The sequence below is a fragment of the Bacillus sp. 03113 genome (assembly GCF_006546985.1).
In the GTDB taxonomy this organism is placed as follows: domain Bacteria; phylum Bacillota; class Bacilli; order Bacillales; family Cytobacillaceae; genus VATK01.
Map to the genome: position 1 here is coordinate 20,988 of NZ_VATK01000010.1, position 14,943 is coordinate 35,930.

The following is a 14,943-nucleotide window of genomic DNA, read 5'->3' on the forward strand; positions in this document are numbered from 1 at the left end:
ATAAACGTTTGACAATTTTTGAAAGGTCAGTATAATAGATATTACAATAAAGAAAGCGCATTCAAAATCAACGGAGGTTATCATGGAAAAAATTTGGTGGCAGGGTGAAGTCGTTTATCAAATCTACCCAAAAAGTTTTTCAGACAGTAATAATGACGGAATTGGAGATTTAAAAGGGATTACTTCAAAGCTTGATTACTTAAAAGATTTAGGTATTACAATGCTTTGGATTTGTCCCATTTATCCCTCTCCAATGGATGACAATGGATATGATATTTCTGATTATTTTGGAGTAGCTCCTGAATTTGGTACACTTCAAGATTTAGAAGAATTGATTGAAGAAGCGACAAAAAGCGGCATCAAAATCATCTTAGATCTTGTTGTCAATCATACAAGTGATGAACATGAATGGTTTAAAGATGTCTTAGCAAACCCGAATAGCAAATATAAAGACTACTATGTAATTAAGGAAGGAAAGACTGAACCAACAAACTGGCGCAGTGTCTTCGGTGGGAGTGTTTGGGAGAAACTTCCTGAACGAGATGAATATTACTTCCATTCATTTGGCAAGAAGCAGCCGGATTTAAATTGGGAGAATCCTGAATTAAAGCAAGAAATATACAACATGGTGAACTGGTGGTTAGATAAAGGGATTTCTGGTTTCCGTATTGATGCGATTACATTCATCAAGAAGGATTTAACTTGGACGAACCTGCCTGCTGATGGTGTGGATGGGTTATCTAAGGTAACAAAATCAGGACGAAACATGCCGGGGATCGACGTGTTTCTTAAAGAATTACAACGTGAGACCTTTGCCAAACATCAATGTGTGACGATTGCTGAAGCACCCGGTGTTGGTTATAACGAATTGAAGCAGTTTATTGGGGACGATGGATTCTTTGATATGATTTTCGACTTTACGTATGCCGATTTGGATGTGAAAAGCGGCAGTGAATGGTTTGTTCGATTACCTTGGACCTTCCGTGAATTAAACGACAAAATCATGGACTCACAAGAAGCGATACAACGGTATGGTTGGGGGGCAAACTTCATTGAAAATCATGATCAACCCCGTTCAACGACAAAATATTTACAAAAAAAAGCGCGCAATATTGATGCTGTAAAGACACTTGGTGCGATGTACTTCTTCTTGAAGGGAACTCCATTCATCTATCAAGGCCAAGAACTTGGCATGATTAATTTCACGCGTGAAAAAGCTTCGGATTTCAATGATCTCTCAAGCATCGATCAGTATCAACGTTCAATCAATGAGGGCTTAACACCGGAAGAATCGTTGCACATTGTTAACCTCCGTTCTCGTGACAATTCTCGCACACCATTTCCATGGTCGGCAGAAGAAAATGCAGGATTCTCGACTGCGCCGCCGTGGTTAAAAGTGACTGAAAGCTACAATGAAATTAACGCTGCTGCTCAAGTCGGCGTGGATGGTTCAATCTATGAATTTTACAAAGAAATGATTGATTTCCGGCAAAACGGTAAGTATTCAGAGACGCTTGTATACGGAGATATCGCGCGCTTGCCTTTAGAAAGTGATGAAATGATCGCTTATAAACGGATGGGGCAAACAGAGACTATTTATGCGTACTTTAATTTTGGTAATGAGACTTTGAACCTATCGAACTCTAGAGCAAAAGAAATTATTTTTGAGACAGCTAAGGGAACAAAACTAGAAAACGGACAAATCCAGTTACCTGCAAATACAGGAATTTTAGTGAAATCGTAAAGGGGAGAAGACAAATGGCAAAAGACAACCAGAATTTTGAAGCCGTTGCTAAACAAATCGTCGCACTTGTTGGAGATGACAACATCATTTCCGCAACTCATTGTCAAACACGTTTACGCTTTGTCGTAAAAGACCGTGAAAAAATTGATGACAAAAAACTCGAAAACGTCAACTTAGTTAAAGGTGTCTTCTTTAACGGCGGTCAATATCAAGTTATTATCGGAACAGGTTTGGTTCATGAAGTATATAAAGAAATAGAAAAAATCGGCATCAAATCCGTATCCAAAGAAGAACAGAAAGCGTTTATCAAAGAAAATGAAACCGGTTTAAAGAAAGTGATGCGCATTTTATCTGAAATTTTTATTCCAATCGTACCGGTAATTGCGGCAACCGGTTTATTTCTCGGGGTGAAAGGTGCGTTATTTAACGACAACGTTCTTGCTTTGTTTGGTGCAAAGAGCACAGATATTCCTTTAGCTTTACAACAAGTAATATCTGTATTAACGGATACCGCGTTTGCTTTCCTGCCTGCATTAATTGTTTGGTCAACTTTCCGAGTATTCCACGGCACTCCGGTCATTGGGATTGTTATTGGTTTAATGATGGTTTCTCCAATCCTACCAAACGCATATGCTGTTGCTGATCCAAAAAGTGGGGTCGAAGCACTTAAAGCATTTGGTTTTATCCCTATTGTGGGTAGTCAAGGTTCAGTCCTTTCGGCAATCGTCGCTGGGATCATTGGCGCGAAGTTAGAGCATTTCTTCCGTAAGATGATGCCGAATGTCTTAGATCAAATCCTTACACCATTTATGACGATGCTAACAACTTTCTTAATCATTATTTTAGGTGTAGGTCCAGTCTTACACTGGGTTGAGTTAGGTATGGTTGGTGGAATTAAAGCGTTGATTGATTTACCTCTTGGTATCGGTGGTTTTATCATTGGTGCAACTTATCCGCTAATGGTATTAATCGGCATTCACCATACACTTGTTATGATTGAAACTTCTCTGCTAGCTAATACAGGATTTAACGCACTGATTACGCTTTGTGCCATGTACGGTTTTGCAAACATGGGCAGCTGTCTGGCATTTACCCTCCGTGCAAAATCTGAAAAAGCGAAATCAACAGCAATCGGGGCAATGATGTCTCAATCATTTGGGGTATCGGAACCAGTATTGTTCGGGGTATTAATTCGCTATAATCTGCGCCCGTTAATAATAGTACTGTTAAGCTCCGGTTTTGGAGCCGCATTATTGTCAATCTTTCACATTCGTTCAAATAGCTATGGCTTAGCGGTTATCCCATCATACTTGATGTATATTTACTCAAGCCATCAATTAATTTTTTACGCGATCATTTCGGTGATTTCATTCGTCCTTTGCTTTGTATTAACTTCTTTATTCGCCATTCCAAAAGAAATTCTAAAGAAAGACGAAAATGACGTAGAAGAAATCTTAGTTAAAAAACGGGAAACGGTTGAAGATGAAAATCTTTCTTTCCCGGTAAGCGGAAAAGTAATTGAGCTTGCTGATGTTGTCGACCCTGTCTTCTCCTCAGGAATGATGGGTAAAGGAACAGCTGTCATTCCAATTGAAGGAAATATCTACTCTCCAGCAGATGGAAAACTAAGTGTAGTCGCTGACACAGGTCATGCTTATGGACTTAAAACAGAAAAAGGTGCTGAAGTTCTACTTCATATTGGAATTGATACAGTTTCTTTAGAAGGAAAAGGCTTTTCAACAAAGGTAACGGCTGGGCAAACAGTCAAAAAAGGCGATTTACTAGGCACCTTTGATATCGAAGCAATTAAAGGAGCCGGGTTGGATCATACTGTTATGATTATCGTAACCAATTCTCAAGAGTTTTCTGATGTTGTGGCAGCGGATACTACCGAAGCAAAAGTTGGCGAATTGGCTTTGTTTGTCGAAAGAGAAAAGAAAGAATATAAGGAGATTGGTGAAACGGCTCTCAATTAATAAGAATTAATTTGGCAAGTCAGGAGGCATAGATGCATTCTGACTTATTTTTTTAAAACAATCGTCGGAATATGCTCTTAGATTCACTTTTTGTCCGCTTTGAGTTGCTGAAATACATCTGCTGATCCTTCATCATATTTTTTGTTGTATAGTATCCGTCAAAAAGGTAATACCCTATTCATTATGATAAAAAATAGGCCCAATTCCTTGTTTGATGGCGCCCTTTTCCGGAAGATCGTTATGTATGGTATAGGTTAAACAGATATTCATGAAAAGCACCCTTTAATTTAATAAAGATTTTTTCCTATTGTAATTACTTTTTAAAAACACTAACCACCATATAAGTATATAAAAGTACCCAATTACCACATAAAAAGCCCACACAGAACCCTGTTGTAAATTAAAGAATAGATGTTCAACCTCGTTATGCCCAACTTCTCTTCCAATGCTATTTCTCAAGCCTAATAACATTATAGATACTACAAAAATAATAGCAAGCGCTGACAAAACCCTGTTTTGTTTTTTTAAAAGGCTATAGATACTTGCCCCTAAAGTAACAACAAAAATAAGTAATATATTGCCCAAACCAAAGAAGGAAATGTTTCCTAATGCATGTTTATCCCCCTTTTTATTGACAATACTCCTCAACAATGCTGCCCTATGATTAATAACAATTATTTCAAAATTTGTAATCTAGCTCAATCCTTTATTTCATTACCAAAGACGCTTTCCTTGTTCTGGAAAAGCGCCCGTTGAATAACAAACATATAAAATAAATACAAAATAGTTCTCTAATTTCGTAAGAACAATTCTAATAATATATTTTTGCAACCACGTTCTTCTTTTTATTACTCACAGTAGTTTTATTCAGCTGCCATGGCATCGGCTTTTGTTACATGTACAGTACCATGTGGATGTTGTGGAGGTGCATATATCGAGTAAAGTTTTAGCGGGATATTACCTGTATTGGTTACATTGTGCCATGTTCCAGCAGGTATCATAATAGCAGTGTCATCATAGACTTTTCTTTTAAAGTTTAAATTATCTTTACTCTTGCCCATTTGAACAATCCCTTGTCCTTGTTCAATACGGAAGAATTGATCAACGTTAGGGTGAATTTCCAAACCGATATCTTTGCCAACATTGAGACTCATCAATGTAACTTGCAAATGATTTCCTGTCCATAAAACGGTACGATACGTATTGTTTTGCTTCGTAGCCTCATTGATATTAACTACAAACGGTACTGGTCCATAATCTTTTAACTCAATTTTATCTCTTCCCTTTGATGATTGTAAAAAACCCAATCGTTTAGCATGCCGCCCTATCTCATTAGGAATAATCCAGTAAACAGGCTGTCTTCCATAGTTATACATTGGTACGTTAACATAATAAGGATATGGATACATATAAGGAACATAGTACATTTTTCTCATTCCTTCACAGATTTATAAAATTATACTATGCACTTTGTTAGGGAATGTACTTAGATTCAGGGTGACTTATTTAAAGAAATCGTTGTTAGCCCAAAACACTTTACTCAATTAAATGGCTCTAAAATGCAAAATGAGCGCCGATCCTCAAGAATGGCGCCCGTTTGTGGAAGATCATTTATGTTGTCTTATTGAAGATAAGCACCCTTTAGTTGAAAACCATAAATGATATGAAATAAACCTTCATTAATAGTCGGTAGGTAACCATGTAGCAATATCGTCCCCAGGAGTAGCAACTATCATCCATTGTTCACCAGTATATCCAGTACCATCTCCAGCTTGCCAGCATTCATACATATCGTGGTGACCGTTTACAAACATCGTTAGACCAGATTGAAAAACAATTATAAGGTGTGGTACAGTTTCACCTAATTTAATGTCTACAACTTTATCCCTTCGTAATTTAAAGACTAAATTGTATTCCTCCTCTTCAGTTAAATCCTCCATATCATCCTCAGAGTTAGGATAATCGATATTTTCCGAAGGGAAAACAGTCCATTTTGACTCAATATTAATCCACAAATCATCGGGTTGTTTTGTCGTATAATGCATAAATCGAATAAGAATTGAACCTGGTCCAACACCAAATTTGACTCCATCCAATTGACTTCCAATAAACAAATGTTTAAGTGCCTTCTCGGAAAATTCTCTTTGTTTAATTTCCAAATCCATCACTTCTTTCAATTAACCACTTTTGTTTTTTCTATAAATTCAACATCCCTTAATTTGTTCCTTCTTTCACTAACATGCCCTTTAACAAAATAAAGATAGAGAAAAATGGACTGCTAATATAGCCTATTAATGTTCAATTCTTGCACCCGATAGTTGAAGATAAAAGTCTTAAATAGTCCACTGATAATAAACAAACTTTAAACTGTTTCCATTCATTACAAATTCTTCATCACTAGTTGATATATGTTTAAATCCGTTTTTTTCCAAGACTTTTTGTGACGCTATATTGTTTGTTGTTGTCTTCGCTAAAACCTGTTTAATACCTTGCCAGTTAAGAGTTTCTATTAATAGCTTCAATGCTCTATTAGCAATTCCTTTTCCAGTATACGCTCCACCTACTCAATAACCGATATAGCCTAAATTACGGGATTTATCGATGTCTACTAAGTTCATTCGTCCAAGGATTAAACCATTTTCATTCTTAATTAAATAATAATACGATTGCCCTTTAGTTTGTTCATCCAGTAAGGCTTCGTGCCTTATTTTAAAGGTTTCAAAATTATAATAATCTTCTCCACGACTTGGTACCATTTTTTCAAAATAATCTCTGTTTTCAATTTCAAATTCATATAGCTTTTTAGCATCAACTGGCTGTAATTTTTCCAATGTAATTTCCATTATTTTTTCCTCTCAATGTTATTTCTTAGATTACCATTTAACCTATTATCCTTATCACGCTAAACTGCTTCTTTAATTTAAGTACATTCCTTCACAATCTCTTCCTAATTTTATCATAATTGGCCAACTGCGTTGTTCAACAATCTGGCCCTTTAGTTTAATAACTCGTTAATAGTTTTCGTTAAACTTTTTGAAAGAGTATAGGTAGTATTTGTATCATTTAAATTCATTATAGTTTCATATTCTTCACTTACCCAAAGACAATATGATTCGTCTCTAAGTTCCACTTTATACTCAGGGTCAGCCATATTTACTATACCTGGTTTTAACATTGTTAAAAGCCTCGTGGCAGAATCGCTGCAATACGGATCAACGAACATTAGGTTGAATCTTCTATAAACTTTGCGATGAAATAAACGAACTTGATTGGGCTGTAGCTTTACAGAAATTAATCGAGCTTCTTGAAGATACCCTAAAAAAGTGAAATAAAAATTTCAAAAATTATTCAAAAGTTAATTTCAGCAATGGATTGACGGTCTGCCTAATTATATCAAGGATTATTTGTCGATTTCAGTTTGCGAAGTTTGAGTTTTTTTGAAAAATGAAATCCTTTACAATTGCAAACAAAGACAATATAAATATAATATAGTTATAATTTCAATTTTATTTTTCTTTAATAGTAAGTATTTAATTGGAATCTTTTAGTGTAAAATAAAGATGGTATTGAAAGGGGATAACATGATTTTGAACAAAAATCACCTAGATTTACTCGCCCAAAAATATGATAGTGAAGAAAAAGTGGTAACTGAAATTATTAATCTTGAAGCCATTCTTAATCTACCAAAGGGAACAGAACATTTTGTCAGTGATTTACACGGGGAATATCAAGCCTTTCAACATGTGTTAAGAAATGGTTCGGGGAGAGTAAAAGAGAAAATAAGAGACCTTTTTAAAGATGGATTATCTGAAAAAGAAATTCATGAATTGGCGACATTAGTTTATTATCCTGAAGATAAATTACAGATAATTAAGAATAATTTTGAAAATGAACAAGAATTAAACCAATGGTATACAGAAATCATTGATCAGATGATTAAGCTTATTTCTTATGCCTCCTCCAAATATACACGCTCAAAATTACGTAAAGCATTACCTAATCAGTTTGCTTATATTATAGAAGAGCTGCTTTACAAAACAGTTGACTCCACAAATAAGGAACAGTATTACACAAAAATTGTCCAGCAAATTATTTCCCTCGGACAGGCTGATAAGCTTATTATAGGTATTGCTTATACTACTCAGAGGTTGGTTGTTGATCAACTTCATGTAGTGGGAGATATTTATGATCGCGGACCCGAGCCTGATAAAATTATGGATACTCTAATCAATTATCATTCCGTTGATATTCAGTGGGGAAATCATGATGTATTATGGATAGGCGCCTTTGCTGGTTCAAAGGTTTGTCTCGCTAATATTATTCGTATCTGTGCCAGGTACGACAATTTGGATATTATTGAAGATGTGTATGGAATAAATCTTAGACCACTTCTTAATCTTGCAGAGAAATACTATGAGGACAATCCAGCCTTTAAACCAAAGAGACATTCAGATAAAAAACTATCTGATCATGAACTATTACAAATTACGAAAATTCATCAAGCCATTGCCATGATTCAGTTCAAACTTGAAATCCCTATCATAAATAGACGCCCGGACTTTAATATGTCAGAAAGGCTTTTGCTTGAGAAAATTGATTATGACAAAAACGAAATAACGATTGATAGGAAAACGTACCCACTAGAAAATACTTGCTTTGCAACGGTAAATCCAGAGCAGCCTGATCAACTATTAGAGGAAGAAGAGGAAGTGCTGGACAGGTTGTTATTTTCTGTCCAGCATTCAGAAAAGTTAGCACGACATATGAATTTTCTTATGAATAAAGGCAGTCTTTATTTGAGATATAACGGGAATTTATTAATACATGGCTGTATTCCTTTAGATGAAAAAGGAAATATGGAAAAAATGGTGATTGAAAATAAAACCTATGCAGGTCGTGATTTACTAGATATTTTTGAACATTATTTACGACATGCATTTGCACATCCTGAAGAGACGGATGATCTTGCAACAGATATGGTCTGGTATTTATGGACAGGAGAATATTCATCACTTTTTGGAAAAAGAGAAATGACAACCTTTGAAAGGTATTTCATAAAGGATAAGGCAACCCATAAAGAGAGAAAGAACCCATACTACCATTTACGTGAAAATGAGGAAACCTGCCGCAAAATTCTAACAGAATTTGATCTTAATCCTGATCAAGGTCATGTAATAAATGGCCATACACCAGTTAAAGAAATTGACGGAGAAAATCCAATTAAAGCAAATGGAAAGATGATTGTCATTGATGGAGGCTTTTCCAAGGCTTATCAATCAACAACAGGGATTGCTGGATACACTTTATTATATAATTCCTACGGTATGCAGCTTGTCGCGCATAAACATTTTAATTCAAAAGAAGATGTTCTGCTAAATGGAACTGATGTTTTATCAGTAAAAAGATTGGTTGATAAAGAGCTAGAGAGAAAAAAAGTTTTAGAAACGAATGTTGGAGAGGAATTATTAAAGGAAGTCTCTATTTTGAAAAGTCTTATGGAATATCGCTATATGGGGTACCGCCAGCAAAACGCGGATTTCAAATATTAAAGATATTCCAGTAATAAAAATCCCAATCTCTCAGTGATATACATGAGAAATTGGGATTTACTATGCTAAGGATCCGACTTTTTAAAAAGAGGGTTCTTAACAGTTATAAAAATTAACTAGTATCTATCCTAGTGGAATTTTTCCCTTAACCTGCTTTAACGTCGCTACTATAAGAAAGCTAACAATCACTAATAAGAGCCATGAACTCACCTTTCCTAGATGAACGAGGCTCCATACATCGGTTTGGTTTGGATATTCCCAAGCTCCAAAGAACGTTGCGATATTTTCGGCTATCCATATAAAAAATCCGATGAGCACAAAAGAAAGTACGAGTGGCATACGGTAACGAGTTCCATCAACCTCGTATGTGACCCATGATTGCCAAAAGACGATAATTACAAGTCCAGATAACCACCAACGAACGTCAATCCAATAATGATGGGTGAAAAAATTCAAATAAATCGCAGCTGCAAGAGGTACAACTACCAAAAACGGCGGCCACTTAACCAGTTCAACCTTAAACCTCCTCCACGCCTGGCAAAGATAACTCGCTACACTTGCGTACATGAATCCGCTATACAAAGGCACTCCACATATTTTAAAATATCCTTCATCTGGATAAGACCAGGAGCCCATATGTACCTTGAAAAGTTCAAGAGCAAGTCCAATAAGGTGGAACAGTGTGATAACCTTTAGTTCATCCAGTGTTTCAAGCCCAGAATGCACCATCCGCCACTGCATCAGAAGGCAGATGATAAGCAGCCAGTCATACCGTGGCAGGAAGGGAATTGGCATGATTTGTGTAAAAGCCAAAGAGGCAAAAATAACGACAGGAAACAAACATGATAGGGCCTGCTCCCAACCAAAACGAACGAGTTGTTTTAGTACTCCCATAATTTGTGCCTCCAAAGGTTTTTTCTGAATAAATGTAAGTCCTGCTTATTGGGTGTCTTCATCACTTCGGTATTCTAAAATATCTCCAGGCTGACATTCTAAAGCCTTACAAATCGCCTCTAAAGTTGATAATCGAATCGCTTTTGCCTTTCCATTTTTCAATATAGAAAGATTAGCCATTGTTATTCCAACCCTCTCCGAAAGTTCTGTAACGCTCATTTTCCTTTTAGCCAGCATCACATCAATATTGATTATAATTGCCATGTTATTCACCTCAGACCGTTAAATCATTTTCTGATTTTATATCAATAGCTTCTTTTAAAAGCTTTTGAAGAACAGCCGCAAAGGTTGCAATTACACTTGAAGCAAAAATGCTTATTAGTGCTAGCATTATAATACCTGTTATATCTTCACTGCCATAAAATATAGCTACGGATATTATTATTCCTACTACAATTAAGATACTGATTGTGATTGCACAGTACTTTATATACCTCAAAGCTCTAACAGATAATTCCGAGAAAGCCTTGTTCTTATCGATGTAGGTTAAAAGTTTAAATGCTTGATACAAGGCAACATAAAATGGAATACACAGTACATACGCATATACTAAAAAAGGATATTGCAAAGCAGTCTCGGGATGTGCTGCTGCATCACTACTGGCTATCCCAGGCAACCCAAATATACACACAGCAAGTACTGCAATGCCAATAAGAAAAATAACTACTTTTAAGAAAATTGTTGAACCTTGTTTCCGTTTCATAAAAAGCACCTCACTTATTTATTGTCAATTTGACTTTAACACATAATTTATCGTTTTAAAATAAAATATTATTGATTTTAATTATATTATTATTGTTATAGAATTATCCTTTTAATTTGAGACAAGATAAAAAGCATTCCTCTGTACAGGGAAATGCTCTATAACTTTAAACTATTCAATTTATAACTTGTGCAACTAACCTGAACCGTTAGTTCAATTAGCCTTACACCAGAATATGGCCATAATTAAAAATCAGCGTATCCTGCTAAACGATGGGAATAACAATTTGTATCGTTGTTCCAAACCTATCAGTTAATAAAAAGATAACAGTTTCTGCAACATCTTCAGGCATTACAGGCGAGTCAATGAATTGATGACTTAAATACTCCTCTTTTCTCCAATCAGGTATAGTATCCATCATCGGAGTACTTACTATTGTAGGTGCTACAGCATTAACTCGGATATATGGTGAAAAAATCATAGCACAGCTTTTTGTTAAACCCAATACAGCACTTTTAATAGTACATAGATTGCATCTGAACTGCTCTCTATGCCAGATACTGAAGACATATTAACAATAACTCCTCTACGTTGTCCCTGGATGAGTTTCTTGCCGAACATTTGGGAGAAAAAAATGAATCCCTTAACATTATTCCTAGAATTTTATCAATATCAGCTTCCTGATATTCCATTATATTTTTTGCCAAATAAATCCCAGCATTATTAACTAAGCTATCAACATCAAAATGTTTTGTCTCTATATATGAAAAAAAGTTAGAAACCTCTTCATACTCGCTAACATCTAATTGATATGTATGTAGAAAGCTTTCATCATCCATTGACCTGTGCTGGGGAAGTATTTTGACGGGCGTTCGCATACGGCTACTATTGAGCTGTTGGCGCCTTAATTGAGTTGCAAAAACGCATGACATTTTTTCGTGTCATGCGTTTTTTGATAAGGCGTAATGTATTATTTCCGCCAAAAATTCGTATATTCTGCTTTATCCTGAATATTAAATTCAATCATTTTCTCAAGCAATTCGTAATTTACCGGCTCATTCCACGGAATTCGAAACAAGCCTTTGGTAGCGCTGTAGCCAGCTTGTGCAATGTCATCGGCAAAGTGCGCAATGCCTACTTCTTCGGGTGAAACGCTCAAATGATGCTTTGCTGTGGAAAAGCCGACGATAAATGTGCCGTGATCGGAAAACATTGGCGTATTCCACTTGATTTGCGGTTCCAAATTTGGGAATTTATTAGCAACCCACGCCAAAATTTCCTCTGTTCGGTCGCGGTGGTCGGGGTTATCGATACCCGCTAAATATTTTACAAAGACTTCCATGTCTTCCTCCTTCGATATTATGCTATTGCCGCCAAAAATTCGAATTCTTAGCCTTATCCTTGATATTAAATTCAATTATCTTCTCTAGCAATTCGTAATTAACTGGTTCAATCCATTGAATTCGGAACAAGCGTGAAGAAGCGCTGTAGTCAGCTTGGGCGATTTCATCGGCAAAATGCACCATTGTCTCTTCTTCGGGTAAAATTTTAAATCATTTAAGGAATGCTCATTAATATCGCATGCAATTACTGAAGCACCTTCACTTAAGCACTGTTTAACAATTTCTTTTCCAATTCCAGAAGCTACACCTGTTATTATTATTTTTCTCCGTTTCAATTCTATATAACCTTAAATACTACTATGAAACCAATTGTAACATGATCCTAACCCCTTTACCTATTTAAATAACCGCCGTTAATTTAATAAAAACAACTGCCTAATTTGGCAACTGGTTCTTAAAGTAACGCGCCCTAAACATAAAAAAGATCACAATGCTTATTGAAGATTGCGCCCGATTCTTGAAGATCGTTCTAAAACAACTGTCCTTCTAAGAATTTACAAAAACGTCCCCTTTAAATTAACCTCCATTAGAATTAATGTTTAAAAACACTAATTCGCTTTTAGTTTATCAAGCTTTTGCTTATGAAACCCCTTCACAATTACCCAGACTGCCAAACTCATCTCATAAACGCCCAAAGGTAGAGCAATGAGTCCTTTTGCTGTAGAGAAAGGTTCTACTACACCAAACATTTCTAACAAACCGGCTATGAATACCGAAACAGCTGTAAGCATGCCAAATAGTGCTAACGGTTTGGGCACTAAACCTGTTCTAAAAAGTAAATAACTATACATGATTGTATTTAAGCCTAACATGAGATTTGGACCTAACATAGAAGTCCAACGATGAAAAGCTTGCAACATTAAACCTATAGTGAGAAGATTTTCTTCACTTGCTAAACTGTCAGCTTCATAATATATACTAAGATGCAATAAACCTAATATACTTACTAAACCTATTGAAATAAAAACAGCTTCCATAAATCGAAAGCAAAGATACCCTAATGCAATATGTTCATTCCAACGACGAATATAAGGAAACAGCATTACCGCTGTCCCAATAGCTGTCACTACAAGAAAAAAATCATTTAATACACCGATCAAAACCTTCGTTTGAAATCCATTTGCCACGGACATATACCATTGTTCAGACAATACCGGCTGATAAAAGACAACAGCTAAAACTGAAGTAACAGCAGCTGCTATATATAAAATACCTAGTATAATCCCATTCATTCTATCTTGTGTCATTATCTTTACCTCCTTGAAATAATTACATATTTAATTACCTATGTTATACTAGTTGCGAATATCATAAAAACACTGATATAAGGAGTTATTATGGACCATTATTATGTAATTGAGAATGCTTTGATATATATTGAAAACAATATACAACAACCTTTATCATTGGAGTCTGTTGCTAATAACTTCAACATGTCAAAATACTATTTTCATAGACTTTTTTCTGCCATGATGGGTTGTTCATTAAACAATTACATACTATCCAGAAGATTGAATGCTTCACTAAAATTAATTCAAAACAATAGCTTATCTCTAACAGATATTGCTTATCATCTAAACTTTGGAACTCAATCATCATTCACCCGTGCTTTCAAACGCCAATATGGCTTAGCACCAAGCTCTCTTAGAGTTAAAGATAAGACCATATCTCAAGTGCCAATACCTTCAGTGGTTAAAAGACCCATTAAAAACATCAATGGTGATATTGTCACCGATTTCACCCTAACGGAACTCGAAACATTTAAGGTGAGTGGCATAGCCTTTGAAGTTGATCTTGCAACTGATGATTACAAGGCGAAGATCCGCTCTCATTCAAAAATGCTATTAAATAGCATTGATGAAACAATAAATGGTGCATGTTATGTCATCTATTCAGATTGTCAACCAAATTCAACCCGTTTCAAAGTTCTTTTCGGGATTCCACATGATATACAGATAGATAAACCCTATTATTTTACCGTTGATATACCACAACTCTTTTGTGCCAAATTCAAATATTTTGGTGATTTACTTGACATAGGAGATATCTTCATAACTGATTTTGCAAGATTTTTAAAAATCTCAAAGCAGGAAACTGAGAATTCGCATATCGAACTCATTCAAGTTTTTGATAACATTCACAATCTTGATTCAGCCTACCACATCTATACACCTATCAAAAAACTACCTATTGATTCAAATTTTTAATTTTGCCTTAAAGTATTCTCACGCTCATGTATACTCCTTTCTATTTAGTTAAGTTATTTTGATGATAATAAGATACCATAGTAGGATTAGTTAGACTTTCCAAATCTTGCTGTGATAAGTTAGAAATAATCACAGGAATGTTCTGTATCCAAAAAAAGGCACCTCTTTTGAGATGCCTATAAATCAACTAACACACCTATTTTCTTGTTCAACCTTCTGCCCCTAAAGTTTAAGAACATTTCTTCACATCCCCCAACCTAATTTTAGCATAATTATCCAACTGCGTTACTCCATTATTTGTCCCGTTTGCTAAATAAGAAAAAATCCTGCATTATCAAACAGGATTTTTGATCAAACTTCTTTATAGATTATCGAACTTTATTTTAAATCAACAATTTTTTAGTTAA

At 35.4% G+C, this 14,943-nt stretch carries 13 protein-coding genes and 4 pseudogenes; 4 read left to right on the top strand and 13 right to left on the bottom strand.

Annotated elements, in window-relative coordinates:
* Nucleotides 1–82 precede the first annotated feature (82 nt).
* Nucleotides 83–1,744 carry an alpha-glucosidase gene (locus FDO66_RS10935; RefSeq protein ID WP_141432691.1) on the top strand — a complete coding sequence of 554 codons (1,662 nt, stop codon included), beginning with the start codon at nucleotides 83–85 and terminating at the stop codon, nucleotides 1,742–1,744.
* A gap of 14 nt (nucleotides 1,745–1,758) precedes the next feature.
* Entirely contained in the window at nucleotides 1,759–3,720 is a 1,962-nt protein-coding gene (locus FDO66_RS10940; RefSeq protein ID WP_141432692.1) for a sucrose-specific PTS transporter subunit IIBC, read from the top strand.
* A gap of 282 nt (nucleotides 3,721–4,002) precedes the next feature.
* Here the strand turns inward: FDO66_RS10940 and FDO66_RS10945 are convergent, their stop codons facing one another.
* The 5 genes and pseudogenes from FDO66_RS10945 to FDO66_RS10965 form a co-directional block, all read right to left on the bottom strand.
* Entirely contained in the window at nucleotides 4,003–4,368 is a 366-nt protein-coding gene (locus tag FDO66_RS10945; protein WP_258535700.1) for a hypothetical protein, read from the bottom strand.
* A gap of 215 nt (nucleotides 4,369–4,583) precedes the next feature.
* Nucleotides 4,584–5,147, bottom strand: coding sequence for a cupin domain-containing protein (locus tag FDO66_RS10950; protein WP_141432693.1), 564 nt, complete (start codon nucleotides 5,145–5,147; stop codon nucleotides 4,584–4,586).
* A 252-nt stretch (nucleotides 5,148–5,399) separates the two neighbouring features.
* Nucleotides 5,400–5,897 (bottom strand): hypothetical protein, encoded by a 498-nt coding sequence (locus tag FDO66_RS10955; protein WP_395939770.1) that lies wholly within the window; start codon nucleotides 5,895–5,897, stop codon nucleotides 5,400–5,402.
* 156 nt (nucleotides 5,898–6,053) lie between these two features.
* Nucleotides 6,054–6,563 (bottom strand): annotated as a pseudogene (locus tag FDO66_RS10960) (GNAT family N-acetyltransferase).
* Nucleotides 6,564–6,715: 152 nt separating this feature from the next.
* On the bottom strand, nucleotides 6,716–6,895 hold the full coding sequence (locus FDO66_RS10965) for a YhfM domain-containing protein (protein ID WP_141432695.1): 180 nt from the start codon (nucleotides 6,893–6,895) through the stop codon (nucleotides 6,716–6,718).
* A gap of 412 nt (nucleotides 6,896–7,307) precedes the next feature.
* Here FDO66_RS10965 and fbp point away from each other — a divergent pair, with 412 nt between their 5' ends.
* Complete coding sequence (gene fbp / locus FDO66_RS10975; protein ID WP_141432696.1) at nucleotides 7,308–9,269, top strand: fructose-1,6-bisphosphatase; 1,962 nt, start codon at nucleotides 7,308–7,310, stop codon at nucleotides 9,267–9,269.
* A gap of 123 nt (nucleotides 9,270–9,392) precedes the next feature.
* Here fbp and FDO66_RS10980 read toward each other — a convergent pair whose 3' ends face one another.
* The 8 genes and pseudogenes from FDO66_RS10980 to FDO66_RS11010 form a co-directional block, all read right to left on the bottom strand.
* Complete coding sequence (locus tag FDO66_RS10980) at nucleotides 9,393–10,163, bottom strand: DUF817 domain-containing protein (RefSeq protein WP_141432697.1); 771 nt, start codon at nucleotides 10,161–10,163, stop codon at nucleotides 9,393–9,395.
* 45 nt (nucleotides 10,164–10,208) lie between these two features.
* On the bottom strand, nucleotides 10,209–10,427 hold the full coding sequence (locus tag FDO66_RS10985) for a helix-turn-helix domain-containing protein (RefSeq protein ID WP_141432698.1): 219 nt from the start codon (nucleotides 10,425–10,427) through the stop codon (nucleotides 10,209–10,211).
* A 10-nt stretch (nucleotides 10,428–10,437) separates the two neighbouring features.
* Complete coding sequence (locus FDO66_RS10990) at nucleotides 10,438–10,926, bottom strand: DUF2975 domain-containing protein (protein WP_141432699.1); 489 nt, start codon at nucleotides 10,924–10,926, stop codon at nucleotides 10,438–10,440.
* Nucleotides 10,927–11,191: 265 nt separating this feature from the next.
* Nucleotides 11,192–11,753, bottom strand: a pseudogene (locus FDO66_RS21475) (SDR family oxidoreductase); the annotation flags it as partial.
* A 143-nt stretch (nucleotides 11,754–11,896) separates the two neighbouring features.
* Nucleotides 11,897–12,268 (bottom strand): iron chaperone, encoded by a 372-nt coding sequence (locus FDO66_RS11000; RefSeq protein WP_141432700.1) that lies wholly within the window; start codon nucleotides 12,266–12,268, stop codon nucleotides 11,897–11,899.
* 22 nt (nucleotides 12,269–12,290) lie between these two features.
* Nucleotides 12,291–12,473: pseudogene (locus tag FDO66_RS21420) on the bottom strand (iron chaperone); the annotation flags it as partial.
* A gap of 2 nt (nucleotides 12,474–12,475) precedes the next feature.
* Nucleotides 12,476–12,604, bottom strand: a pseudogene (locus FDO66_RS21565) (SDR family NAD(P)-dependent oxidoreductase); the annotation flags it as partial.
* Nucleotides 12,605–12,877: 273 nt separating this feature from the next.
* Nucleotides 12,878–13,576, bottom strand: coding sequence for a DUF4386 domain-containing protein (locus FDO66_RS11010; protein ID WP_141432701.1), 699 nt, complete (start codon nucleotides 13,574–13,576; stop codon nucleotides 12,878–12,880).
* A gap of 90 nt (nucleotides 13,577–13,666) precedes the next feature.
* On the opposite strand from FDO66_RS11010, the gene FDO66_RS11015 reads away from it, so the two are divergent.
* The gene (locus tag FDO66_RS11015) at nucleotides 13,667–14,536 is read left to right on the top strand and encodes a helix-turn-helix domain-containing protein (RefSeq protein ID WP_141432702.1); all 870 of its coding nucleotides are present in this window, start codon (nucleotides 13,667–13,669) and stop codon (nucleotides 14,534–14,536) included.
* The last annotated feature ends 407 nt before the right edge of the window (nucleotides 14,537–14,943 follow it).